The organism is Streptomyces sp. NPDC045678 (assembly GCF_056432085.1).
The window spans coordinates 212415-235305 of record NZ_JBWKJS010000003.1 but is presented as its reverse complement, the minus strand read 5'-3'; the positions used below and the strand labels follow the sequence as shown (position 1 = coordinate 235305).

23 protein-coding genes are annotated in these 22891 nt (G+C 69.2%); 11 read left to right on the top strand and 12 right to left on the bottom strand.

Annotated elements, in window-relative coordinates:
* Positions 1-3: 3 nt before the first annotated feature.
* Positions 4-1380 (top strand): serine hydrolase domain-containing protein, encoded by a 1377-nt coding sequence (locus tag AC07DO_RS11995; RefSeq protein ID WP_479058907.1) that lies wholly within the window; start codon positions 4-6, stop codon positions 1378-1380.
* A 108-nt stretch (positions 1381-1488) separates the two neighbouring features.
* Here AC07DO_RS11995 and AC07DO_RS11990 read toward each other — a convergent pair whose 3' ends face one another.
* Positions 1489-1941 carry an N-acetyltransferase family protein gene (locus AC07DO_RS11990; RefSeq protein WP_479058905.1) on the bottom strand — a complete coding sequence of 151 codons (453 nt, stop codon included), beginning with the start codon at positions 1939-1941 and terminating at the stop codon, positions 1489-1491.
* Positions 1942-1964: 23 nt separating this feature from the next.
* Positions 1965-2417, bottom strand: a complete 453-nt coding sequence (locus AC07DO_RS11985; RefSeq protein WP_479058903.1) for a MarR family winged helix-turn-helix transcriptional regulator — start codon at positions 2415-2417, stop codon at positions 1965-1967.
* 139 nt (positions 2418-2556) lie between these two features.
* On the opposite strand from AC07DO_RS11985, the gene AC07DO_RS11980 reads away from it, so the two are divergent.
* Together AC07DO_RS11980 and AC07DO_RS11975 are read left to right on the top strand one after the other, a co-directional pair.
* The gene (locus AC07DO_RS11980; protein WP_479058901.1) at positions 2557-3765 is read left to right on the top strand and encodes an MFS transporter; all 1209 of its coding nucleotides are present in this window, start codon (positions 2557-2559) and stop codon (positions 3763-3765) included.
* 74 nt (positions 3766-3839) lie between these two features.
* Positions 3840-4268: a GlcG/HbpS family heme-binding protein gene (locus tag AC07DO_RS11975; protein WP_479058900.1), complete on the top strand. Its 429-nt coding sequence runs from the start codon at positions 3840-3842 to the stop codon at positions 4266-4268.
* Positions 4269-4398: 130 nt separating this feature from the next.
* Here the strand turns inward: AC07DO_RS11975 and AC07DO_RS11970 are convergent, their stop codons facing one another.
* Positions 4399-5280, bottom strand: a complete 882-nt coding sequence (locus AC07DO_RS11970; RefSeq protein WP_479058898.1) for a GNAT family N-acetyltransferase — start codon at positions 5278-5280, stop codon at positions 4399-4401.
* A gap of 141 nt (positions 5281-5421) precedes the next feature.
* Here AC07DO_RS11970 and AC07DO_RS11965 point away from each other — a divergent pair, with 141 nt between their 5' ends.
* Both AC07DO_RS11965 and AC07DO_RS11960 read left to right on the top strand, forming a co-directional pair.
* On the top strand, positions 5422-6054 hold the full coding sequence (locus AC07DO_RS11965) for an HAD family hydrolase (protein ID WP_479058896.1): 633 nt from the start codon (positions 5422-5424) through the stop codon (positions 6052-6054).
* Positions 6055-6465: 411 nt separating this feature from the next.
* The gene (locus AC07DO_RS11960) at positions 6466-7842 is read left to right on the top strand and encodes a globin domain-containing protein (protein ID WP_479058894.1); all 1377 of its coding nucleotides are present in this window, start codon (positions 6466-6468) and stop codon (positions 7840-7842) included.
* A gap of 4 nt (positions 7843-7846) precedes the next feature.
* Here AC07DO_RS11960 and AC07DO_RS11955 read toward each other — a convergent pair whose 3' ends face one another.
* The 4 genes from AC07DO_RS11955 to AC07DO_RS11940 form a co-directional block, all read right to left on the bottom strand.
* Positions 7847-8329: an NUDIX domain-containing protein gene (locus tag AC07DO_RS11955; protein ID WP_479058892.1), complete on the bottom strand. Its 483-nt coding sequence runs from the start codon at positions 8327-8329 to the stop codon at positions 7847-7849.
* A 59-nt stretch (positions 8330-8388) separates the two neighbouring features.
* Entirely contained in the window at positions 8389-9294 is a 906-nt protein-coding gene (locus AC07DO_RS11950; RefSeq protein WP_479058890.1) for a LysR family transcriptional regulator, read from the bottom strand.
* Between the two features lie 267 nt (positions 9295-9561).
* Complete coding sequence (locus AC07DO_RS11945) at positions 9562-10731, bottom strand: cystathionine gamma-lyase (protein ID WP_479058888.1); 1170 nt, start codon at positions 10729-10731, stop codon at positions 9562-9564.
* Positions 10732-10822: 91 nt separating this feature from the next.
* The gene (locus tag AC07DO_RS11940; protein WP_479058886.1) at positions 10823-11200 is read right to left on the bottom strand and encodes a phage holin family protein; all 378 of its coding nucleotides are present in this window, start codon (positions 11198-11200) and stop codon (positions 10823-10825) included.
* A gap of 130 nt (positions 11201-11330) precedes the next feature.
* Between AC07DO_RS11940 and AC07DO_RS11935 the strand changes: the two genes are divergently transcribed.
* The 4 genes from AC07DO_RS11935 to AC07DO_RS11920 all read left to right on the top strand — a co-directional run bounded on the left by AC07DO_RS11935 (position 11331) and on the right by AC07DO_RS11920 (position 13662).
* Entirely contained in the window at positions 11331-11648 is a 318-nt protein-coding gene (locus tag AC07DO_RS11935; protein ID WP_055565768.1) for a cupin domain-containing protein, read from the top strand.
* Between the two features lie 246 nt (positions 11649-11894).
* Positions 11895-12116 carry a DUF5326 family protein gene (locus AC07DO_RS11930; protein WP_479058884.1) on the top strand — a complete coding sequence of 74 codons (222 nt, stop codon included), beginning with the start codon at positions 11895-11897 and terminating at the stop codon, positions 12114-12116.
* Between the two features lie 262 nt (positions 12117-12378).
* Positions 12379-13104, top strand: coding sequence for an IclR family transcriptional regulator (locus tag AC07DO_RS11925; protein ID WP_479059719.1), 726 nt, complete (start codon positions 12379-12381; stop codon positions 13102-13104).
* A gap of 114 nt (positions 13105-13218) precedes the next feature.
* Entirely contained in the window at positions 13219-13662 is a 444-nt protein-coding gene (locus AC07DO_RS11920) for an SsgA family sporulation/cell division regulator (protein ID WP_479058882.1), read from the top strand.
* Positions 13663-13753: 91 nt separating this feature from the next.
* Here AC07DO_RS11920 and AC07DO_RS11915 read toward each other — a convergent pair whose 3' ends face one another.
* Entirely contained in the window at positions 13754-15139 is a 1386-nt protein-coding gene (locus AC07DO_RS11915; RefSeq protein ID WP_479058880.1) for a YibE/F family protein, read from the bottom strand.
* Between the two features lie 219 nt (positions 15140-15358).
* On the opposite strand from AC07DO_RS11915, the gene thiC reads away from it, so the two are divergent.
* Positions 15359-17146, top strand: a complete 1788-nt coding sequence (gene thiC, locus AC07DO_RS11910; RefSeq protein WP_479058879.1) for a phosphomethylpyrimidine synthase ThiC — start codon at positions 15359-15361, stop codon at positions 17144-17146.
* 78 nt (positions 17147-17224) lie between these two features.
* Here thiC and AC07DO_RS11905 read toward each other — a convergent pair whose 3' ends face one another.
* The 3 genes from AC07DO_RS11905 to AC07DO_RS11895 form a co-directional block, all read right to left on the bottom strand.
* Positions 17225-18121 (bottom strand): hypothetical protein, encoded by an 897-nt coding sequence (locus tag AC07DO_RS11905; RefSeq protein WP_479058877.1) that lies wholly within the window; start codon positions 18119-18121, stop codon positions 17225-17227.
* A 181-nt stretch (positions 18122-18302) separates the two neighbouring features.
* Entirely contained in the window at positions 18303-19373 is a 1071-nt protein-coding gene (locus tag AC07DO_RS11900) for a metallophosphoesterase (protein ID WP_479059717.1), read from the bottom strand.
* Positions 19374-19598: 225 nt separating this feature from the next.
* Positions 19599-20720 (bottom strand): LacI family DNA-binding transcriptional regulator, encoded by a 1122-nt coding sequence (locus AC07DO_RS11895; protein ID WP_479058875.1) that lies wholly within the window; start codon positions 20718-20720, stop codon positions 19599-19601.
* 410 nt (positions 20721-21130) lie between these two features.
* Between AC07DO_RS11895 and hisC the strand changes: the two genes are divergently transcribed.
* Positions 21131-22213, top strand: a complete 1083-nt coding sequence (gene hisC / locus AC07DO_RS11890) for a histidinol-phosphate transaminase (RefSeq protein ID WP_479058873.1) — start codon at positions 21131-21133, stop codon at positions 22211-22213.
* 26 nt (positions 22214-22239) lie between these two features.
* Here the strand turns inward: hisC and AC07DO_RS11885 are convergent, their stop codons facing one another.
* Positions 22240-22608 (bottom strand): cyclophilin-like fold protein, encoded by a 369-nt coding sequence (locus AC07DO_RS11885; protein ID WP_479058871.1) that lies wholly within the window; start codon positions 22606-22608, stop codon positions 22240-22242.
* Positions 22609-22891: the final 283 nt, after the last annotated feature.

The window sequence follows — 22891 nt, the reverse complement described above, 5'->3', positions numbered from 1 at the left end:
GCCATGACAACACCCCGTGAAGAGCTGCTCCCCTCCACCCGCCGAGCCCTGCTGCACCGCGTCGCCACCGCTCAGACGGAGGGCAGGTCCCCCTCGCTGGTGGCCGCTGTGGCCCGGGACGGTGAGCTGGTGTGGGCCGGCGGCCGCAGCATGGTGGACGGGCACGAGCCGGACGAGAACGTTCAGTACCGCATCGGTTCGATCACCAAGACCTTCACCGCCGTACTCGTGATGCGGCTGCGTGACGAGGGTGTACTGGAGCTCAACGACCCGCTGGAGAAGCATCTGCCGGGCACCGGAGCGGGAGAGGCCACGATCGCCGAACTCCTCGCCCACACCGCTGGGCTGGCGGCCGAGACGCCAGGAGAGTGGTGGGAGCGCACACCGGGGACGACTCGCCCGGAGCTTTCGGACGTCCTTGGTGAGGAGCCCTTCAAGCACCCCGTCGGCAGGCGCCACCACTACTCCAACCCCGGCTATACGCTGCTGGGTTCACTGGTCGAGAGGCTGCGGGGCGCCCCGTGGGAGGACGTGCTGCGCCGCGAGGTCCTCGAACCGCTGGGGCTGACCCGTACCAGTGCTCAGCCCCGGGCTCCGCACGCCGGCGGCTGGGCCGTGCACCCGTGGGCGGACGTGATGATGCCGGAGCCCTCCGAGGACCTGGGCCTGATGGCTCCGGCCGGACAACTGTGGTCCACGACGGCCGATCTGGTGCGGTTCGGCCACTTCCTGGTCACGGGCGACGAGCGGGTCCTCAGTGCGGATTCCGTACGGGAGATGCGGACTCCGTCGGCGCCACTGCCGACGGGTGAATGGGACAGGGCGTACGGCCTGGGAGTGGACCTGCTGCGGTGGGACAAAGGCAGCCTGGCGGGCCACGGTGGATCGCTGCCGGGGTTTCTGGCCGCCCTGTGGGTGAGCGAGGCGGACGGCTTGGCCGCGGTGGCGCTCGCCAACTGCACGTCCGGGCCGCCGGTGGCGGCGCTGGCCATCGACCTTGTGAAGATCGTCTCCGAGGCCGAGCCCCGGATTCCCGAGCCGTGGCGGCCGCTGCCCGAAGTCGACCAGAAGGTGCTGGAGCTGGCAGGCCCCTGGTACTGGGGGACTCAGGTGCTCGTGCTGCGCCTGACGGCCGACGGCGGCTTGGAGCTGGGGCCGTTGTCCGGGTGGGGGCGTCAGGCCCGGTTCCGGCCCAACGGTGACGGCACCTGGACGGGGCTCAACGGGTATTACGCGGGGGAGCTGTTGAAGGCCGTGCGGCGCCCCGACGGTTCGGTGAGCCATCTCGACCTGGGGTCGTTCGTCTTCACCCGCAAGCCGTACGACGGGGGCGCGCCGATCCCGGGCGGGGTGGACCCGCAGGGATGGCGCGGCTTCTAGTCCTTCGGTCCTTCTCGGGTTCTTCGGTTCTTCGCGATACGTATGGGGGAAGGGCCTGTTTCACGTGAAACAGGCCCTTCCCTACTGCTGCTCCGGCTGAGTACAGCCTCAGAGGGACAACTTGAAGCCCACGTGCGAGGCCTGGAACCCGAGCCGCTCGTAGAAGCGGTGGGCGTCGGTGCGCGTGGCGTCGGACGTCAGCTGCACCAACTGGCAGTTCTGGCGCCGGGATTCCGCTACGGCCCATTCGATGAACTGCGTGCCGAGCCCGCTGCCCCGCTCGTCGGCATGCACGCGCACGCCTTCGATGATCGAGCGGGTGGCGCCCTTCCGGGAGAGCCCCGGAACGATCGTGAGCTGGAGCGTGCCGACGACGCGGCCCTCGCGCTCGGCTACGACCAAGTGCTGGTTCGGGTCGTCGGTCAGTCGCTCGAATGCCGTGACGTACGGAGTGAGGTCGTCCGGCGATTCACGTGTCGCGCCCAAGGCATCGTCGGCGAGCATGCCCACGATGGCGGGCAGGTCCGCGGCGGTGGCGGGTCGTATCTCAAGATCTCCCATGGTGCGCAGCCTATGCGCGCAACCTACGCGCGCAGCGTTTCGACGGCGTTGACCAGCGGGGCGAGCTCCGGGTTCCGTGCGGCCTCGTCGAGCGCCTCGCGCAGGGCGCCGTCGTTCGTGGGGCGCGCTTCGGCGAGGAGCGTGGCACCGGCCTCGCTGACGTCGGTGTAAATACCGCGGCGGTCCGTGGGGCACAGGTAGCGGGCCAGCAGGCCGCGCTCCTCGAGCCGGGTCACCAGGCGCGTGGTCGCGCTCTGGCTCAGCACCACGGCATCGGCCACCTGCTTCATCTGCAGGTGGCCCCCCTCGCCGTCGTGCTGGCGGTTGAGCACGTCCAGAAGGCTGTACTCCCGCACGCTCAGGCCGTGCTTGGCCTGCAGGGCGCGCTCTACGTGGGCCTCGATCTTCCCGTGGAGCAAGGAAAGGGCGCACCAGCTTTGGGAGAGCGCGGTCAGTGCGGGGTCTGTCGCTGTCATGGCTCTTGGTCCTCCGTCCCGGAGCGGCTGCACCCAGGGTAGTCCACCACTGCAATATCCAGCGGTTGCATATAGCCCGCGTCTGCAACTATTGTGGACGCACGTTAAGCGCACCTGCAATCGTTTGGAAGGTAGATCCATGCCTCTCGCGCTTCTGGCCCTCGCGATCGGGGCTTTCGGAATCGGAACCACCGAGTTCGTGATCATGGGGCTGCTTCCCGAGGTCGCGGGTGACTTCGGCGTCTCCATCCCGACGGCCGGCTTCCTCGTGACCGGCTACGCCCTCGGCGTCGTGCTCGGCGCTCCCCTGATGACCGCCCTCGGCACCCGGATTCCGCGCAAGCGGATGCTGATGCTGCTCATGGGTCTCTTCATCGTCGGCAACCTGCTCTCCGCCGTGGCTCCCGTCTTCGGCGTGATGCTGGCCGGCCGCGTCGTCGCCTCCCTCGCCCACGGCGCCTTCTTCGGCATCGGCTCGGTCGTCGCGGCCGAGCTGGTGGCACCCGAGAAGAAGGCCGGAGCGATCGCCATGATGTTCTCCGGTCTCACGGTCGCCAACGTCGTCGGCGTTCCGCTCGGCACGCTCGTGGGCCAGGCCATCGGCTGGCGGATCACCTTCGTGATCGTCGCCGCCCTCGGCGTGCTCGGCCTGTTCGGTGTCGCCCGGCTCGTACCGGACCTGCCCAAGCCCGAAGGCGTACGGCTTCGCGACGAGATCGGTGCCTTCCGCAACGTACAGGTGCTGCTCGCCATGGCGATGACGGTGCTCGGCTTCGGCGGCGTCTTCGCGGCCATCACCTACATCACACCGATGATGACGGACGTCGCCGGTTACGCGGACTCCTCCGTCACCTGGCTGCTCGTTCTCTTCGGGCTCGGCATGGTCGGCGGGAACCTCGTCGGGGGCCGGTTCGCGGACCGTGCGCTGATGCCGATGCTGTACGTGTCACTCGGCTCCCTCGCCCTGGTGCTCGCTCTGTTCACCCTCACCGCGCACAACAAGGTCGCGGCCGCCGTGACGGTGCTGCTGATCGGAGCGCTGGGCTTCGCGACGGTGCCGCCGCTGCAGAAGCGCGTCCTGGACTACGCCTCGGGCGCCCCGACGCTCGCCTCCGCCGTCAACATCGGCGCTTTCAACCTGGGCAACGCACTGTCGGCCTGGCTCGGCGGTCTCGTCATCTCCGCCGGCTTCGGCTACACCGCCCCCAACTGGGTCGGCGCGGTGCTCGCCGCATCCGCCCTCGTCCTGGCCCTCGTGTCGGCCGCCCTGGAGCGTCGCTCCGCAGTGCCCGGCCCGATCGTGGCGAGCGCGGCCCCTGTCGAGCAGCGGACACCCGCCCACCACTGACCCCACACCGCCAGCCCCCCCCACAACCCCGCTTGCAGTACCCCCAAGCACAACCCCGCAAGGAGAACCCCCTCATGAGCACCACCACCCCCACGGCCGTCGCCCCGCTGACCATCGGGGACGCAGAAGCCCTCGTCGCCGCGGCCCACCGCGCCGCCGAGGAAGCCGGTGTCACGGTCAGCGTCACCGTCCTCGACGCGGGCGGCCACCTCCTCGCCTTCCGACGCGACGACCGCGCCGTCCTGATCTCCGGTGAGACCAGCACCCGCAAGGCGTACACCGCCCTCCAGCTGAACGCCCCGACCGCCGACCTCGTCGACGCGGTCCAGCCCGGCGGCCTCTTCCACACCCTGCCCACCGCGCTCGACCGCCCCCTGCTCTTCATCGCGGGCGGCGTGCCGGTCCACCGTGACGGCCGTCTGGTCGGCGCGATCGGTGTCGGCGGCGGTGCGCCGGAGCAGGACCACGGCTTCGCGTCGGCGGCCGTGGAGGCCCTCGCGTAGCAGGTCCGAGGCGTACGTGCATGTGTGAGTGAACACGGGCGTGCGCGTACGTGCGTATGAGAAGGCCCGCTCCCGACGATCTCGGGGGCGGGCCTTTCTGCTCTGCGTCGGAGTGCGGTCTGGGGTGGGATCAACCCGCCGCGACGGTCAGCGGAGCGAAACGGCGGGTCCAGTCGCCCGGCAGCTCCGGCATGCCGTACGCCATGACGGCGTTGAAGGCGACGGATTCGAGGCCGCTCTCCTTCAACCAGGTCAGCAGCTCCTCGTGCCGTACGTCGATGTCGGTGCGCAGCGGCCGGTCGGTCCCGGCGGCGAGGGAGGCGATGAGGGCCTTCGCGGTCTCGGTGTCCCGCGCGACGAGCGGGCCCACGACATGGGTCGCCATGTTGGGCCAGGCGCCCGCGTATCCGACGATCTCGCCGTCGGCCTCCGCGACCCGCAGCTGGTCCGTGAAGGCGGGGAGCCGGGTGATGACGTGCATGCGGTCGTGGCCGAAGACCTCGGTGTCGAGCCGGAGGAGGGAAGGCAGGTCTTCCGCGGTGGCCGGCCGGGTGGTGGCGACATCGGGCAGAGCTCCCCGGCCTCCCACCGGGGCGAAGTGCCCCCAGACCATCTCGGCCCGGCCGATCACCTCGAAGCCGAGCTGTTCGTAGAGGGGCAGGCCGTTCGGGGTCGCGTGGAGGGTCAGGGGCACGGAGCCCGCCTCCTCGACGGCGTTCCGCATCAGTCTGCGGCCGACGCCCTGGCGGGCGTACCGCTCGGCTACGAGGACCATGCCGATCGCCGCGAGGGCGGGGCGCCCGGGAGGGCCGTACTGGGTCACTACGTAGGCGCCCATGAGGCCGTTGCCGTCAGGGGCGTCGATGCCGTAGCCCGTTCCGGCCGACAGCAGCAGGCCCCATTTGTGTTCTTCACGCGGCCAGCCCCGGTCCTCGGACAGATCGGCGCAGACCTGCAGATCGCGGGGGGTCAGTCGGCGGATGGGCGGTGCGGAGAGGGAAGGTGTCGACACGCGGGCCAGGCTGTCTGACGTACATCCTCGGCGTCCAGCCGTTTGTGGGCAGAACCACGTAGCTTTCGGCCACGGTTCAGCTGCTCGTTTCACGTGAAACACGACGACGAGCGATAACCGGGGGCACTAGCCTCGGCCTACATGGCACGCCTACACCTCTTCGACCTGGACGGGACGCTGCTGCACGGCACGGCAGCTCCGGTCGAGATATCGCGGCAGCTCGGCCTGGACGCGGAGATCGCCGAACTGGAGCGGGAGTTCGTGACGGGGCACCTGGGCTCACCCGAGTATGCGGAGCGGGTGCACGCCCTGTGGGCGGAGCTCACGGAGGCACACGTGACGGCGGCCTTCGAGGGAGCCCCCTGGCTCGACGGCATCCAGGAGACCTGGGCCGAGATCCGTGACGGCGGTGACTACTGCGCGGTCATCTCCCTCTCGCCGTCGTTCTTCGTGGAGAGGCTCGCCGGCTGGGGAGCGCACGCAGCGCACGGGTCGCTCTTCCCGGCCGTGCCGTTCACCGAACCCGTGAACCCGACGGGCATTCTCAACGCCGCGGCCAAGGTGAAGATCGCGGACCGTCTGTGTGAAGAGTTCAGGGTGGGCAGGAGCGACTGTGTCGCGTACGGGGACTCGCTTTCCGACCTGGAGTTGTTCGGTGCGGTGCCGGTATCCGTGGCGGTCAATGCGGATCAACGGCTGGTGAGCCTGGCCACCCACTCCTATGTCGGCCGTGATCTGCGTAAGGCGTACGAATTGGTCCGGCACGACCGGTAATTGAGGCAATTGGCAGGCAGGCCCTGCGAATTGAGGCCGAGGGGGAGAGGTACTTGTGCGTCCGGCGGCTGCCGGTATGGTCGATCAAGGTCCGCGCCGGGTGCGTCTCTCCACACTCCGGAGCGCGGCGCGCAGGTGAATGAAGCCTAACGGGGCATAGAGATCCAGAACCCGTACTTCCTGTTATGCGGCCGACGCGGCTGCGGGGAATGGGATGCTGCGATGAGGGGGGCTGCGGCCAATGTCACATTCTCGCCCTACTTGTCCGTAGGGTCCGGGGGGTCGGGGTTCAATGTGGCCGTATCGGCCATCGAGGCAGAAGAGCGAGGACAGACGCAGAGCGGGGACAGTAGGCAGCTTCCGGCAGGGAGTGCCCAGACCGACCGAGAGATGTTCGAGGCGAGGCACAACATGGACGCTCCGACCACCACGTCGGCCGATGACGGCACGTCCGGCGACGGAGGCGGCTGGTTCACCCCGCGCAAGCCGCCGCAGGGGCCGGAAGACGGGCGAATATCCACCACTCCGGAAGCCCCCCAGGCGACACAAGCGCCGGAGAGTCGGCCACAAGCCCCGGAAGGCTCCGGAGGCCAGGAAGCGACACAGCACCAGGCCCCGCCCCCTCAGGCGCAGTCCACCGCGCCCCCGATCTCCGTCCAGCAGGCGAAGCCGACGCAGAAGGCCTCCGCCGATGCCCTCCTGGTGCAGCGCACGATGGCTGAGATATCGCCCGTCGCCGACAAGGTCACCTCGTACTTCTACGCGCTGCTCTTCACCCGGCACCCGGACCTCCGCGCCCTGTTCCCCGCGGCGATGGACACCCAGCGGGACCGCATCCTCAAGGCGCTGCTGACCGCGGCCGAGCACATCGACCACACCGACGTGCTCGTCGCCTATCTGAAGAACCTCGGGCGCGGACACCGCAAGTACGGCACCCAGGCCGAGCACTACCCGGCTGTCGGTGAGTGCCTCATCGGCTCGCTGAGCCGGTACGCGAGCGCGACCTGGGACGAGGAGACCGAGGCCGCCTGGGTCCGGACATACACGACGATCTCCCAAATCATGATCGACGCGGCCGCCGAGGACGAGATGCGCGCCCCCGCCTGGTGGTTCGCCGAGGTCGTCTCGCACGATCTCAGGACGCCTGACATCGCTGTCGTCACGGTCCGGCCCGACCAGCCGTACCCCTTCCTCGCGGGGCAGTACACAAGCCTGGAGACCCCCTGGTGGCCCCGGGTCTGGCGGCACTACTCCTTCGCGTCGGCCCCGCGCCCCGACGGACTGCTGTCCTTCCACGTCAAGGCCGTGCCGGCCGGCTGGGTCTCCAACGCCCTGGTGCACCACGCCCGCCCGGGCGACATCCTGCGGCTCGGCCCGCCCACCGGTTCGATGACCGTCGACCACACCACCGACAGCGGACTGCTCTGCCTCGGCGGCGGCACGGGCATCGCACCCATCAAGGCCCTGGTCGAGGACGTCGCCGAGCACGGGAGACGACGCCCCGTGGAGGTCTTCTACGGAGCACGCACCGACCACGACCTGTACGACATCGACACGATGCTCCGCCTGCAGCAGTCCCACCCTTGGCTCGCCGTCCGGCCGGTCGTCGACCAGCGGGCACAACTGCCGGACGCTGTCCGCGAGTACGGCCCGTGGAACGAGTACGACGCGTACCTCTCGGGTCCGCCCGGCATGATCCGCAACGGCGTGGACGCTCTGCGGGACATCGGCATTCCGGAGGGCCGAATCCGCCACGACTCGGTAGAGGAACTGGTGGCCTCGGACTAGGGCCTTAGCCCAGATCGGGGGCGTGCATCGCGCGTACGCCCTCGATATTGCCGTCCAGGTAGTGCCGCAGGGACAGCGGTACGAGGTGGACCGATGCGATCCCGACTCTGGTGAACGGCACGTGCACGACCTCGTACTCGCCACACGGCTCCTCGACCTCGGGGCCGTGCCGCTGACCGAGGTCCATGGACTCCAAGCGGCAGACGAAGAAGTGCTGCACTTTTACGCCGGTCGCGCCGCCGTCCTCGCCGATGTGCTCCACGGTGTCGACGAAGCACGGCACGACGTCGGTGATCTTGGCGCCGAGTTCTTCATGGACCTCACGGTGGAGTGCGTCGACGACAGAGTCGTCCTCCGCCTCCACGCCGCCTCCCGGAGTGATCCAGTACGGATCGACGCCCGGCTTGCTGCGCTTGATCAGGATCAGGTCGTCTCCGTCCAGCAGGACGGCGCGTGCGGTGCGCTTGACCACGGGTCGGACGGTCATGGGGGAAATGTGGCCCGGACTGTTCCACGTGAAACATCGTGAACCAGCCGCGCCCCCCATCAAGCCCAGTCGACCGCGGCACGCACCAACCAATCGTGCGCCCGCGCAATGTGCGGCATGACGAGTGTTCCGGTGCGCACCGCCAAGAAGTACGTACGCAAAGGGGGCACAGCGGGGTCGAGCAGAGCCACGATGTCGCCGCGTTCCAGTGCCGACGCGCACAGGTAGCGGGGCAGAACGGCGAGTCCCGCACCAGCGGCCACGCAGGCGAGGACGGCACGCAGATCCGGTGCGATGACGGCGCCCGACGCCGTGGGCCGAGCGTCGAAGACGGCGTTCCAGTAGCGGGAGACGAACGGCAGTGACTCGTGGACCTCGACCACCGGGATGTCCCGGAACGACGCCGCTGTCCGGCGACGCAGCCTGCCGCCTCCGATGCGGTCCGTCCAGCGCTCCTCCGCGACCAGAACGTGCTCCTCGTCGCAGAGCGGTGTCGAGGTGAGCAGCGGGCCGCGTGGCCGGGCCGTGGCGATGGCCAGGTCGTGGCGGCCGGCGGCCAGTCCTTCCAGGGCCTCCTCTGCGGTGCCGAACGAGGCGCGCAGGGCGTGACTGTGGCCGTCCTGGCCGGTCAGAGCGGTGAGTGCGGGCAGGGCGCGCTCGGCGGTGAACTCCGGCGGTCCCACGAGGTGGAGGGTGCGTACCGACGAGTCCTCTTCGAGTCCGGTCTCGGCGATCTCCACCAGGGCGTCCAGATGCGGAGCGGCTTTGTGCGCGAGCTCGTCGCCGATGGTGGTCGGGGTCACCCCGCGGGCCTGACGCAAGAAGAGCGGGCGGCCCAACTGCCGCTCCAGCGTGCGTATCTGGGACGTGACGGCGGGCTGGGAGAGCCCGAGAAGAGCCGCGGCACGTGTGAAGGACCCGGCCCGGTGCACCGTCACGAAGGTGCGCAGCAGGGCCAGATCCATGGCGACGTGCCTCCCCTTCGTGCCCTCAGGGTGCGCCCAACTATAAATATGTCGATAGCTTTCTGTCGCTACTGTGATTGGACACTGACACAGAGTCAACTAGCCTAGTTGGGGCGGTTCTTCGCGCGCGGAACCGGGACGGTCCGAGCCACGAGGGGGGAGGCTCGGACCGTTCGTTGTGCGTAGCCGGGGCGAGTGCCTCGCACCGGTCGGGCTCCTCGCGCCGGACGCCTTCCTCGCACCTGACGACGCGACTGAAGCTGCCGGTCAGTCGGCCGTCGCGGCCGCCTCGTCCAGCGCGCGCAGTACGTCCGTCACGAGGTCATCGGGGTCCTCGGCGCCCGCGGAGAAGCGGATGAAGCCTTCCGGAACGGCGTCTCCGCCCCAGCGTCCGCGGCGTTCGGCCGTCGACCGCACACCGCCGAAGCTCGTCGCGTCGTCGACCAGCCGCAGCGCTTCGAGGAAACGCTCGGCTCGCGCACGCGTGGGCAGCGTGAACGAGAGAACGCATCCGAAGCGGCGCATCTGCCGCGAGGCGACCTTGTGCGAGGGGTCGTCAGGCAGCCCGGGATAGCGCAGCCCCGACACCTCGGCGCGCCCGCGCAGGGCCTCGGCGAGGATGAGGGCGTTCGCGTTCTGCCGATCGGCCCGCAGTTGCAGCGTGGCCAGTGAGCGATGCGCGAGCCAGGCCTCCATGGGTCCCGGAATCGCTCCGACGATCTTGCGCCAGCGCCGCACCGCCGCCGTCAGTTCCGCGTCTCGGCAGGCGACGTAGCCCAGGAGGATGTCGCCTTGACCGGTGAGCATCTTGGTGCCGCTGGCCACCGCGAAGTCCGCGCCCAGCTCGAGAGGACGCTGGCCGAGCGGCGTCGCCAGGGTGTTGTCGACCGCGACCAGCACGCCACGCGCGTGCGCCGCGTCGGCGAGCCGCCGCACGTCGCACACGTCGAGGCCGGGGTTGGACGGCGTCTCGATCCACAGCAGCTTGGCACCGTCCAGGACGTCGAGCTGTGCGTCGTCGCCGGTCGGAGCGGTGCGCACCTCGATGCCGTACGCCGTGAGCTGCTCGCGGACCAGTGGCAGGACCTGGTAACCGTCGTCCGGCAGGATCACCGCATCCCCCGCGCGCAGCTGCGAGAACAGGACCGCTGAGATCGCCGCCATGCCGGAGGCGAAGACCAAGGACTCGACGTCCGATTCCGCGTCCGGCGCCTCGAGCTCGCCGATGGCCCGCTCCAGATGCGTCCAGGTGGGGTTCTCGTCACGCCCGTACGCGTATCCGCCCGTCGGGTCGCCCGGCAGGTGGAAGTGTGCGGCGAAGACCGGTCCCGGCAGCGTCGGCTCGTGTTTCACCGGCTCGGGCAGCCCGGCCCGGACCGCTCGCGTGCCGTCGCCGAGGCCGGCTCCGCTGCCGTCCATGCGTCCCGATTCCGTCATGCCGCCCGCCTTTCCACTGCTGCACATACAGCGTCGAGCAGGCCTTCGCTCGCCGCCTCCACCATTCTCGGATACGCCCGGGACCGCTCGGTCAGTCGTCGTCGGGCAGGACGACGTTCATGGCCCAGGACACGATCGAGATGATCAGGCCGCCCAGAACGGCGGTCCAGAAGCCCTCGACGTGGAAGCTGACGTCGAGTTTGTCGGCGAGCCACGAGGTGAGCAGCAGCATCAGGGCGTTGACCACAAAAGTGATCAGGCCGAGGGTCAGGATGAACAGGGGGAAGGTGAGGACCTTCACCACCGGCTTGACCAGGAAGTTCACCAGGCCGAAGAGCAGGGCGACCACGATGAGCGTGCCGACCTTCTTGCCTGTGCTGTCCCCGGTCAGGGTGATCTTGTCGAGCAGCCACACGGCGACGGCCAGGGCCGCGGCGTTGGCGATCGTCTTGACTACGAAATTCTTCATGTGTCTGATCGTGGCAGACACGGGCCGGGAACGGTCGGCCCACGAAGGCCCACGAAGGCCCACGAAGCACCGCGAGCAGCCCAGGGCGAGCAGCGGCAACACGGTCATCAGCAAGGGGTGTACGAAGGCGATGAAGGCTTTCCGACTGGACGAGCTGGAGGCGGAGCGTGCCGCGAACGACGGCGCGTATCTGCAGTTCCTGCGGGAGAGAAACATGTCGGTCGGGCTGTACGCGCTCAATGCCGGGGACACCGATCCACAGCAGCCGCACGGGCAGGACGAGGTGTACATGGTCGTCAGCGGCCGCGCGGCGATCACCGTAGGAATGGAGACGACGCAGGTGGCGCGGGGCAGCGTCGTCTATGTGCCGGCCGGTGTGGCCCACAAGTTCCATCACATCAGCGAGGACTTGCGGGTGCTCGTGGTGTTCTCTCCCCCGGAGTCCTGACACCTTCTGCCGTGTCCACCGCGGCTTCTGTCACGTCCACCGCGGCTTCTGTCACGTCCACCGCGGCCTGTTCTGCCTCCTCCGGCTGACCTCCATCAGGGCTGCGACCTCGGGGTTCCCTAGGGGTCGGATCAGGGGAGGACAAGGGCTCCGAGGCCCCCGCCGAGCCCTGCGGCGTTCTAGCATCGAATGCAAGAAGCCGAGAACCTGCGGAGATTCAGGAAACAGAGCGGAGAGGTAAGGACGATGGCAGCCAAGGAGATCTTTGCGGGAATGCCGTGGTGGGTGAAGTGGGTGGCCGTTCCGGTCGTCGCACTCGTCGTGTTCGGCAGCTTGATAGCGACCGTGGTCGGATTCGTGGTCTGGTTGCTCTTCAAGGCGCTTCTATTCGTGGCCTTGGTCGGCGGGCTCATCTATGTCGTACGGAAGTTCATATCCGGCTCGTCCTCGTCGCGCACGGACTGGTGAGTTTTCGCAAGCGTTCCCTCGGGCGGGGGAAGTTTCCCGATGGGGCGCCGTAAGGCGGTGGCCGAGGATTAGAGTCCGGAAGCGGACGTGGGGGTCGATCCCCGCGGACGAGCGTACGTACGTGCACCGCTCTTCCGTCGCTACCCGGGCACGGGCGGGCTTCCACGCGCTTCGGGAGTGAACCTTGGCCGCGGTCGACACCACCAGCTCATCGGTCGACACCAGCGCCGACCCCGCCGCCGGCCCCACCCTCATCGGCTCCGTGCAGCGGGCGATGCGGCTCCTGGAAGCCGCCGCGTCGCACCAGAGCGGGGCTCCCGCAAAGCAGTTGGCGCGGGAAGCGGGCCTCGCGCTCCCCACCGCGTACCACCTGCTCCGCACCCTGACCCACGAGGGATATCTACGCCGGGACAAGGGCCTGTTCGTGCTCGGCGAGGCAGCCGAGCGGTTGAGCAGCAGCGCAGCGCAGCAGAACCGGCGCGCACGGGTCAACCAGGCCATGGCACACCTGCGCGACACCCTCGGCGTCCCCGTGTACTTCGCCGTCTATCGGGAGGGGGAGATCGATGTCGTGTCTGTCGCGGACACCCCGGGCAACCCCGCCGTCGAGGAGTGGGCGGACTTCAGGGAGACCGGACACGCCCACGCCATCGGGCAGTGCCTGCTGGGCCAGCTCGACGACGAGGCGCGACAGGACCACCTCGACCGCTACCCGGTTCGGTCGATCACGCGCTACTCGGTCCGGGACGACCGCGCGTTCATCCGACGACTCGACTCGATGGAGCGCATGCGGCCCGTCGTGGAGCGGCAGGAGTACGCACTCGGGACACTGTGCGCGGCCGTCCCGATCATGGCCGGTGACACCGCGGCGACCATGGCCATTTCCGTCCCCTCCTCGCAGGCCGACCGACTGTTGCCGACAGCCGAGAGGTTGCAGCGGGAGATCGGAAAGCTACTAGGGACACTCGCTTTCTCTATCAGCATCTGAAAACTCACTCCTTGTTATTTGGCGCTTACGTTAAGCAAGATTCGAGGGGTGTCAGGGAGCTGGTTCCTGGCCACGTGAGGGCCTCGAGGGCCAAGTGACGGGGTAGGACGCGCGATGGGCGAGACCGAGACGGTGCAGGCAGAGGTCATGATGAGCTTCCTCGTTTCCGAGGAGCTGGCGTTTCGCATCCCGGTGGAGCTGCGCTACGAGCTCGGGGATCCCTATGCCGTGCGGCTGACGTTCCACTTGCCGGGAGACGCCCCGGTGACCTGGGCCTTCGGCCGGGAGCTGTTGATCGACGGGGTCGGCAGGCCGTGCGGGGACGGGGACGTGCGCGTCGAACCCGCCGATTCCCCGATGCTGGACGAGGCCCTGATCAGGCTTCAGGTCGGCGGTGACCAGGCGCTGTTCAGGGTGGGCATCCCTCCGCTGCTCGCCTTCCTCGACCGTACGGACAAGCTGGTGCCGCTGGGGCAGGAGCGGGCGTTCGCCGACTTCGAGGCGCACCTCGACGAGACGCTCGACCGCATCCTCGCGGAGGAGCAGAACGCGGGTTGAACCGCCGACCGCAACGGACAGGGGCTTACGGCATTTTGGTGCATTTCGAGAGCCGACGCTCTGCGTCACCGGCGCAGCCGGGTCCTCAGAGCTAATGCTTGCGGCGGCGTCCCTTCCCTCCTCGGGAAGTCCGGGTCGCCCCGCCCGTCGCGGTCCGACCAGGAGGGGTGGAGCGGTCCGCCGAGACGACCAGGGCGGCCAGCGCGGTGGTCACCGGCACCGAGGCCACCAGGCCGATGGAGCCGATCAGGGTGCGCACGATCTCCTCGGCGACCAGCTCGCTGTTGGCCACCGTGCCCACGCTGGACTGGGCGATGGAGAAGAGGAGCAGCAGGGGCAGTGCGGCACCCGCGTAGGCGAGGACGAGGGTGTTGACGACCGAGGCGATGTGGTCGCGGCCGATGCGGATGCCCGCGCGGTACAGGCCGCGCCAGCCCATCGTCGGGTTGGCCTGATGCAGCTCCCAGACCGCAGAGGTCTGGGTGACCGTCACGTCGTCGAGGACGCCGAGCGAGCCGATGATGACGCCCGCGAGCAGCAGACCGCTCATGTCGATGGACGGATACAGGCCATGGATGAGTCCGGTGTTGTCGTCCGTGTTGCCGGTGAGCGCGGCCCAGCCGATGAAGAGAGAGCCGAGCAGGCCGATGAGGAGAAGGGAGATGAGCGTGCCGAGTACCGCGACCGAGGTCCGGGCCGTCAGGCCGTGGCAGAGATAGAGCGCGATCAGCATGATCGCGCTCGCCCCGACCACCGCCACGACCAGGGGGTTCGAGCCCTGGAGGATCGCCGGCAGGATGAAGAACGTGAGCACCATGAAGCTGATGGCGAGGGCGACCAGGGCCATCACGCCACGGAGCCGGCCCACGACGACGACGGCGATCGCGAAGATGCCGGCGAGCAGCGCCATCGGGATCTTGCGGTTCACGTCGGTGACGGAGTACTGCAGTCCTTCGGGGGCCTTGGGCTCGTAGGCGACCACCACCTCTTGGCCCTGCTTCAGTTGGCGCGGCGAGTCCGGCTGGATGATCTCCGTGAAGGTGCGGCCCTCGTCCTCACCGCTGGTGACCTCGATCGTCGCCTTCTTGCAGATGCCCGTGGCCGTGGACTGCGCGGACTGGCCCTCGGCGGTGGAGGTGTCGCCGTTCGGCGGGGTCTGCGAGGGGCTGAGGTCCTTGCAGGGCAGCTCCTGCACCTTCGTGACCTTCGCCGACTGCGTCTGCCGGTCGAAGCCGACGCCGGTGCGTTCGTGGCTCGGTGTGCCGCCGGGCCAGAGCACCATGAGGCCGACGACGACCGCGGCGGCGAAGGGGATCAGTACCGCGGCGATGACCTTGCGCAGGTGCTGGGAGACCGGCGCGGCCGGGCCGTGGCTGTGGGAATGCCCGTGTCCGTGGCCGTGTCCATGCCCCTCCGGAGGCGTCCCGGAGACGGGCGGCTGCGAGGGCGGCGGGGGCGGCGGCTCTGTGGTGGTCACTGACCGATCATCGCAAGAACGGGAGGGGCCCTCTGTTCAGCGCGCCCGACATGACGCTAGCGTGGAGCCACCTTTGCAATCGCGGGAGCTCGGAGCACCGGGCTGAGAGGGCGCTGACCTCCGTACGAAGCGGCACAAAAAGTGCACGAGCCGTACGGGACTCGCTGCGTCGACCGCCGAACCTGTTACCGGGTAATGCCGGCGTAGGGAGTAGGTCTCATGACCACATCGGACGCACGCACGCCTGCCTCGACGCAGAACCAGGGCGACGAGGCCGGGAAGTCCATCGGCTGGCACAAGGCGTATGTCGAGGGTTCGCGCCCCGATCTGCGTGTGCCGGTCCGCCAGGTGCACCTCACCAACGGCAAGGCCGTCACCCTGTACGACACTTCGGGCCCGTACACCGACCCGTCGGCCGAGACCGACGTCCGCCGCGGTCTGCCGCCGCTGCGGGAGAACTGGATCATCGCCCGCGGCGACACGGAGGAGTACGTCGGCCGTCCGCCGCGTCCCGAGGACGACGGCATAAAGCACACCTCGCCCCGCGGCGGGCTCAAGAACCTCGACGCGGTCTTCCCCGGCCGCCCCCGACAGCCGCGACGCGGCCGCGACGGTCAGGCGGTGACGCAGCTCGCGTACGCCAGGCGTGGCGAGATCACGCCCGAGATGGAGTTCATCGGGATCCGCGAGGGCATGGACCCGGAGATCGTGCGGGAAGAGGTCGCCGCGGGCCGCGCGGTGATCCCCGCCAACGTGAACCACCCGGAGATCGAGCCGATGATCATCGGCAAGAAGTTCCTGGTGAAGGTGAACGCGAACATCGGCAACTCCGCCGTCACCTCCTCCATCGAGGAGGAGGTGGACAAGATGACCTGGGCGACCCAGTGGGGCGCCGACACGGTCATGGACCTCTCCACCGGCCGCAACATCCACACCACCCGCGAGTGGGTCCTGCGCAACTCCCCCGTGCCGATCGGCACCGTCCCCCTCTACCAGGCCCTGGAGAAGGTCGACGGCAAGGCCGAGGAGCTGACCTGGGAGATCTACAAGGACACGGTCATCGAGCAGGCCGAGCAGGGCGTGGACTACATGACGGTCCACGCGGGCGTGCGCCTCCCGTACGTACCGCTCACCGCGCGCCGCAAGACCGGCATCGTCTCGCGCGGCGGTTCGATCATGGCCGCCTGGTGCCTCGCGCACCACAAGGAGAGCTTCCTCTACGAGCACTTCGAGGAGCTCTGCGAGATCCTCGCGGCGTACGACGTGACGTACTCGCTCGGCGACGGCCTGCGGCCCGGTTCGATCGCGGACGCCAACGACGAGGCGCAGTTCGCCGAGTTGCGGACGCTCGGGGAACTCAACACGATCGCCAAGCGTCACAACGTGCAGACGATGATCGAGGGCCCCGGTCACGTCCCGATGCACAAGATCAAGGAGAACATCGACCTCCAGCAGGAGATCTGCGAGGAGGCGCCGTTCTACACGCTCGGCCCGCTGACCACGGACATCGCGCCCGCCTACGACCACATCACCTCCGGCATCGGCGCCGCGATGATCGGCTGGTGGGGCACGGCCATGCTCTGCTACGTCACGCCGAAGGAGCACCTGGGCCTGCCCAACCGCGACGACGTGAAGACGGGCGTCATCACGTACAAGATCGCGGCGCACGCGGCAGACCTCGCCAAGGGGCACCCCGGCGCACAGGACTGGGACGACGCGCTCTCGGACGCGCGCTTCGAGTTCCGCTGGGAGGACCAGTTCAATCTGGCCCTCGACCCGGTCACGGCGCGGGAGTTCCACGACGAGACCCTGCCGGCCGAGCCCGCGAAGACGGCGCACTTCTGCTCGATGTGCGGCCCGAAGTTCTGCTCGATGAAGATCTCGCAGGACATCAGGCGCCAGCACGGCGGTGACCTCGGCTCCGAGGACATCGAGGCGGGCATGGAGCAGAAGTCCAAGGAGTTCGCGGCCTCCGGCAACCGGGTCTATCTGCCGATCGCCGACTGAGGCTCCGTGGTCCCGCCCCCGATGGGTGGCGGGGCCACGAAGCGGTGGTGCGGCCCCGAGGCGGTTCGGTTTGGCCCGTTACTCCGGCTTGTGGTCGGGCCCGCCGAAGTCGGGGCTGGAGAAGTCGGGGCTCGAGTAGCTCGGCCGCGGGCCCGCCGGGCCGCCGCCGTCCGGGCTGCTGAACCCCGGCCTGTTGTAGCCGAGTTGCGGCATACGGCCATGGTTGCCGGAGCCGCTGGGCTTCCCCGACGACGTACGGACGGCGGGAGCGCCGCCCGGCTCCGTCAGGGCCTCCCGGAGGAACGGCACGACGCCCCGCTCGAGGAGAGCCCGGCCCCAGTCTTCCCTGGCCCGGGACACCTCCTCGTGCTGCTCGCCGTGGAGCCCCGCCGGGAGCGAGGTGGACCCGTTGCGCAGGGCGGTCAGGAGCAGACCGACCGCGGCGACCAGGATGCCCCCCGCGGTGAGCGCGCCGAACAGCCATCCCGCGGTGAGCAGGGTGTCCGCGAAGGCGGGCTCGGGGTTGAGCATCTTCAGGATGTAGCCGACGAGCAGGAAGATCGCGGCGGCCGTCCCCGCGAGGACGGGTGCGAGCACCGCGACCACGGCGATCGCTCCGGCGCCCGCCGCTGCCGCCGGTTCGGCGACCTCACCCATCGTGGTGGCGAGGCCCACGCCGCCGGAGCCCGACTCCGCGGCGCTCTGTCCGCTCCCTTCGCGGATCGAGGTGGATGACGGTCGAGGTTCGCGCAACTCCTCGCGAACCTTCACGTAGTGCGCGTACTCGGCCGCGGCAGCGGCCGTGATCAGTGCTGTCGCGTTCAGGGCCATGGTGCGCAGTTGTTCGGTGTTGAGCCGCCGGCCCACTGCGGCGAGTTCGGGACGGTCAGGTGCGGTGCGCAGCGCCTCGTCGAGGATCCGCTCGTACTCGGGGCGGTCCTCATTGAGCAGGTGTGGAGCGCTGTTCATGTGCATCCCCCGATGCTCCGTAGGGCTGAGGCTCGCATGGCTACGAGCCGTTGGGCAGAAACGGAGGGGAGCCTGCTACGGATAAGCCGATGGTAGAGCCGTGACGGCACGCGGTGACAGGGGGTTTCCGGAAATTGCCCCCCTGGCCAGCGTGATCGTGTAGGGGGGGCGGCTGCTCGTGGAACGCTCAGACGGACAGCGGGAGTTGGCAGACCAGCAGCTTTCCGGCCATGGTCACTCCGCCGTCCATGGCGATCGCCAGACCGTCGGCGTACACGTGCGGACCCTCGATGACCGGCCCCGCGCCGTCCGACTCGTCCTCGGAGCCGACGTCACCCAGGAGGTAGGGGATGGGGCTGTGACCGTGGACGATGCGTGTGCCGCCGTACATGTCGAGGAGTTCGCGCACGGCCGAGGGGCCCGACTCGTCGCGGAACGCGAAGCGCTTGGTGAACTTGCGGAAGAGGTCCCAGCATTGGTCCGCGTCGTTGCGCGTGAGGGTCTCCCGGATGGTGTCGTTCACCGCCTCGATCGAGTCACCGTAATCCAGATAGGCGGTGGTGTCGGAGTGCACGAGCAGGTGGCCGTCGGCCTCCTCCATCGCGTCGAGGCGGGCCATCCACTGAAGGTGGTGGTCCTCCAGGCGCTCCATGTCGGTCTTCTGTCCGCCGTTCAGGAGCCAGGCGGCCTGGAAGGTGGCGGTGCCCGCGCCCGAGTTCACCGGGGTGTCGCCGAAGCGTTTGGCGCCGAGCAGGAGCAGCTCGTGGTTGCCCATGAGCGCCTTGCAGTAGCCGCCGGCGGCGGCGGCCTCCGCGGAAAGCCGCATCACGAGGTCGATGACGCCGATGCCGTCGGGCCCGCGGTCGGTGAAGTCGCCGAGGAACCAGAGGCGCGCGTTCCCCGCGGACCAGTTGCCCTCGGCGTCGAGGAGACCCTGCTCCTGGAGGGCCGCGACGAGCTCGTCCAGGTAGCCGTGGACGTCGCCGACGACGAACAGCGGGCCGTACTCCTCGCTCGCCCGCGGCTGCGGAGGCTCCGGCATGACCTGCACCTGGACGGTGTCGCCGCGGTTGATGACGGGCAGGTCGCGCTGGGTCGGGGTGTACCCCTCCTCCGGCGCCGCACCTGGCGCGCCGGGGCTCACCGGGGCGGGTCCGGCCGTCTCATGGATGTACGCGGGAACGCGGAAGTCGCGCAGCGTCGCCGTCCGCACATCGGGTCCCTGACCGGCCCCCTGAGTCATCGACCCCTCCACCACCATTGCGCCGCATCTGCACCGAGATCGGACTGCTTGGTCGCAGCGGCCCGCGGTGTCGTCCGCCCATCATAGGAATGCGGCTCCCGCTGTGTGGTGCACCAGGGGTGGTGAATCGGTGCCGGACCACGATTCACCGCGCTTTTCTCCCGAATTGGGCAGAGGTTTCCCCGCTGGTGGCGGGTTGGACACCTACCTCTGCCCGGATCGGGGTGTGGGCGGGAGTGATCAGCCGGAGCCGGGCGAGCGGGGCGGGCTGACCGTCGTGCGCGGCGGACGTCGCTCGGACGAGGTGCGCACGATCAGTTCGGTCGGTATCACCTGCTCGACGGGATGCCCCGAATCGAGGCCCTCGATGGCGTCGATCAACAGCTGGACGACGGCCGTGCCGATGCGCCGCGGCTTGAGGGAGAGCGTGGTGATGGGCGGTTCCGTGGTGGCGTACACCGTCGACTCGCTGCAGCAGACGAGCAGCAGGTCGTCGGGGACGCGCAGGCCGTACCGCCGGGCGGCGGCGAGCAGGTCGGTGCCGTTGGGGTCGAAGAGGCCGTAGACGGCGTCGGGCCGGTCGGGTCTGGCGAGCAGCCGATCGGCGGCGACGGCGCCCGCGCAGGGATCGTGCGCGGGATAGGACTCGTAGACCGGGTCCTGGCCGACGCGTTCGCACCAGCGCAGGTAGGCGGTCGTGGACAGGTGGGTGTACGTGTCCGTGGTGGTGCCGGTGAGCAGGCCGATCCGGCGGGCGCCGGCGGCGGCCAGGTGGTCGAGGATCTCCAGGACCGCGGCCTCGTGGTCGTTGTCGACCCAGGCGGTGACCGGCAGGGACCCCGCCGGGCGGCCGTCGGAGACCACGGGCAGGCCCTGTCGGACCAGCTCGCTGACCACGGGGTCGTGGTCGGAGGGGTCGACGACCACGGTGCCGTCGAGCGCGACGTTGGACCACACGTCGACGGGGCTGCGGCGGGAGGTGGCGGGCAGGATGACCAGGGCGTAGCCCCGGGCGAGGGCGGCCGAGGTGGCGGCTCTGGCCATCTCGGCGAAGTAGGCGAATTCGGTGAAGGTGAAAGGTTCATCCCCGTACGTCGTCACGGTCAGGCCGATGAGGCCGGACTTGCCGGTACGGAGGGTGCGGGCCGCGGCGGACGGGCGGTAGCCCAGCCGTTCTGCGACCTCGCGGACGTGGCGTCGGGTGGCGTCGGGCAGCCGACCCTTGCCGTTGAGGGCGTCGGAGACAGTCGTGATGGAGACACCGGCGGCGGCGGCGACGTCTCTGATGCCCGCTCGACTCTGCCGGTTGCCCCGGCGCGCGGTCTCCGCTCGGCTCACCTGGTGCTTCCCTGCTGCTGTCATGGCGAGCCGATAGTAGGGCTCATGAGGGTGGGTAGCAGGGGCGCATATTCACTCGTTGACAGGCACGTTTCTGCATGGCGAAAGCGGGTCAATGACCTTGGAATGCAAGGGAGTTGGTGGGTGCAATGGGTAGCTGCCCCTGATCGTCGCGCGCGGGCCTGCCAAAGGTGTCAGGTCTCGAAGAGGTCTCAACTCACCTTCACGAGGGACGCGCGCCACGGAGTGAGCCACCGGCGCGTGGGGGAGCATGGGGCGCTCCCCCCTCTCCGCGCGCCTTGCGCGGGGGACGGATCCGGGGTTCGTACGCGGATTCCGGCAGCCCATTCGCACCGGGGCCGAATCCTCATAAGGTAAGCAGTATTCGAACTGATGTGACGGCACGAGTGTGAATGGCTCAGAGGAGGACTGCGGTGAGCGAGACGAACCCGAGGCTGCGCGCCGAGCTGGAGGGGATCCCCACCTACAAGCCGGGCAAGCCCGCTGCGGCGGCCGACGGTCCCGCGGCCTACAAGCTGTCCTCCAACGAGAACCCCTATCCGCCGCTGCCCGGTGTGATGGAGAGCGCGCTCGCCGCCGCCGGGGCCTTCAACCGCTACCCCGACATGGCGTGCACGGCCCTGATGAGCGAGCTGGCCGACCGCTTCGGCGTGCCCACGTCGCACATCGCCACCGGCACCGGTTCCGTCGGCGTCGCCCAGCAGCTGCTGCAGGCCACCTCGGGTCCGGGCGACGAGGTGATCTACGCGTGGCGCTCCTTCGAGGCGTACCCGATCATCACGCAGGTCAGCGGTGCGACGTCGGTGCGGGTGCCGCTGACGGACGGCGAGGTGCACGACCTCGACGCGATGGCCGACGCCATCACCGAGCGCACCCGGCTCATCTTCGTCTGCAACCCCAACAACCCCACGGGCACCGTCGTCCGCAGGGCCGAGCTGGAACGGTTCCTCGACCGGGTGCCGGGCGACGTCCTGGTCGTCCTGGACGAGGCGTACCGCGAGTTCATCCGTGACCCCGAGGTGCCGGACGGCATCGAGATCTACCGCGACCGTCCGAACGTCTGCGTCCTGCGTACGTTCTCGAAGGCGTACGGACTCGCGGGGCTGCGCGTCGGCTTCGCGGTCGCCCATGAGCCGGTGGCCGCCGCGCTGCGCAAGACGGCGGTGCCCTTCGGCGTGAGCCAGCTGGCGCAGGACGCGGCGGTGGCGTCGTTGCGCGCCGAGGACGAGCTGATGGGCCGGGTCGGTTCGCTGGTCGGCGAGCGCACGCGGGTGGTCGAGGCGCTGCGCGGGCAGGGCTGGACGGTGCCCGAGACGCAGGCGAACTTCGTGTGGCTGCGGCTCGGGGACCGTACGGCGGACTTCGCGGCGGCGTGCGAGAAGGCCGGCGTGGTCGTGCGGCCGTTCGCGGGCGAGGGCATGCGGGCCACGATCGGTGAGACCGAGGCCAACGACATCTTCCTGCAGGCGGCGGAGGCCTTCCGCAAGGAGCTATAGGGCCTTCCCGTAGGGCCTGCGGAGTCTCAGACGAGTTCGACCCGTACGGGGTCGCCGGCGCGCACGGAGGCCAGCTTCCCCGGGTCGCCGTCGATCCGGCCCAGGAGGTTGCACGGGCTCGCGAGGCGGCACTCGTCGCCGCGCGAGATCGGGGTGGGTCCGTAGGGGAGCGCGAGGGCGTCGCCGTCGGTCCAGAAGGCGACCGTGCCGGGCTCGACGATCTGCTGGGCGTCGGGTTCGCGCGGGACGCTCACGCCTGTGTCGAAGTAGACCTCTTCGCCCCAGGTGTTGGCGGTGGCGGAGAGCGGCAGGACCGTGCCGAGCGCCTGGCTGGTCGGAGTCTCGGCGAGGGTCGCGGTGAGGTGGCCCGCAGGCCAGGAGATCCGTATCTGCATGGCGCGGATTCAACAATATGTTGAAGTTCTTGGGAAGGCCTCGGGCGATGCCCGGGGCCTTCTTTCGCGCCCTCTGGCAGTCCGGCTATTCGGTCCGGTCGGGCAGCCGGCCGTTCGGTCCGGCCGTTCGGGACGGTCGTTCCTGTCGGTAAGGGGACCCCCCTTTCGGGTTTCGGCAGCTCGTACGACATAATGCTTGTGAATGTGAACGCGTTCACAAGCGTGTACCGGTTCGTCCGGAGATCAGCGGGACATAAGGGGCAACCCGACCGCTGCCGGCACG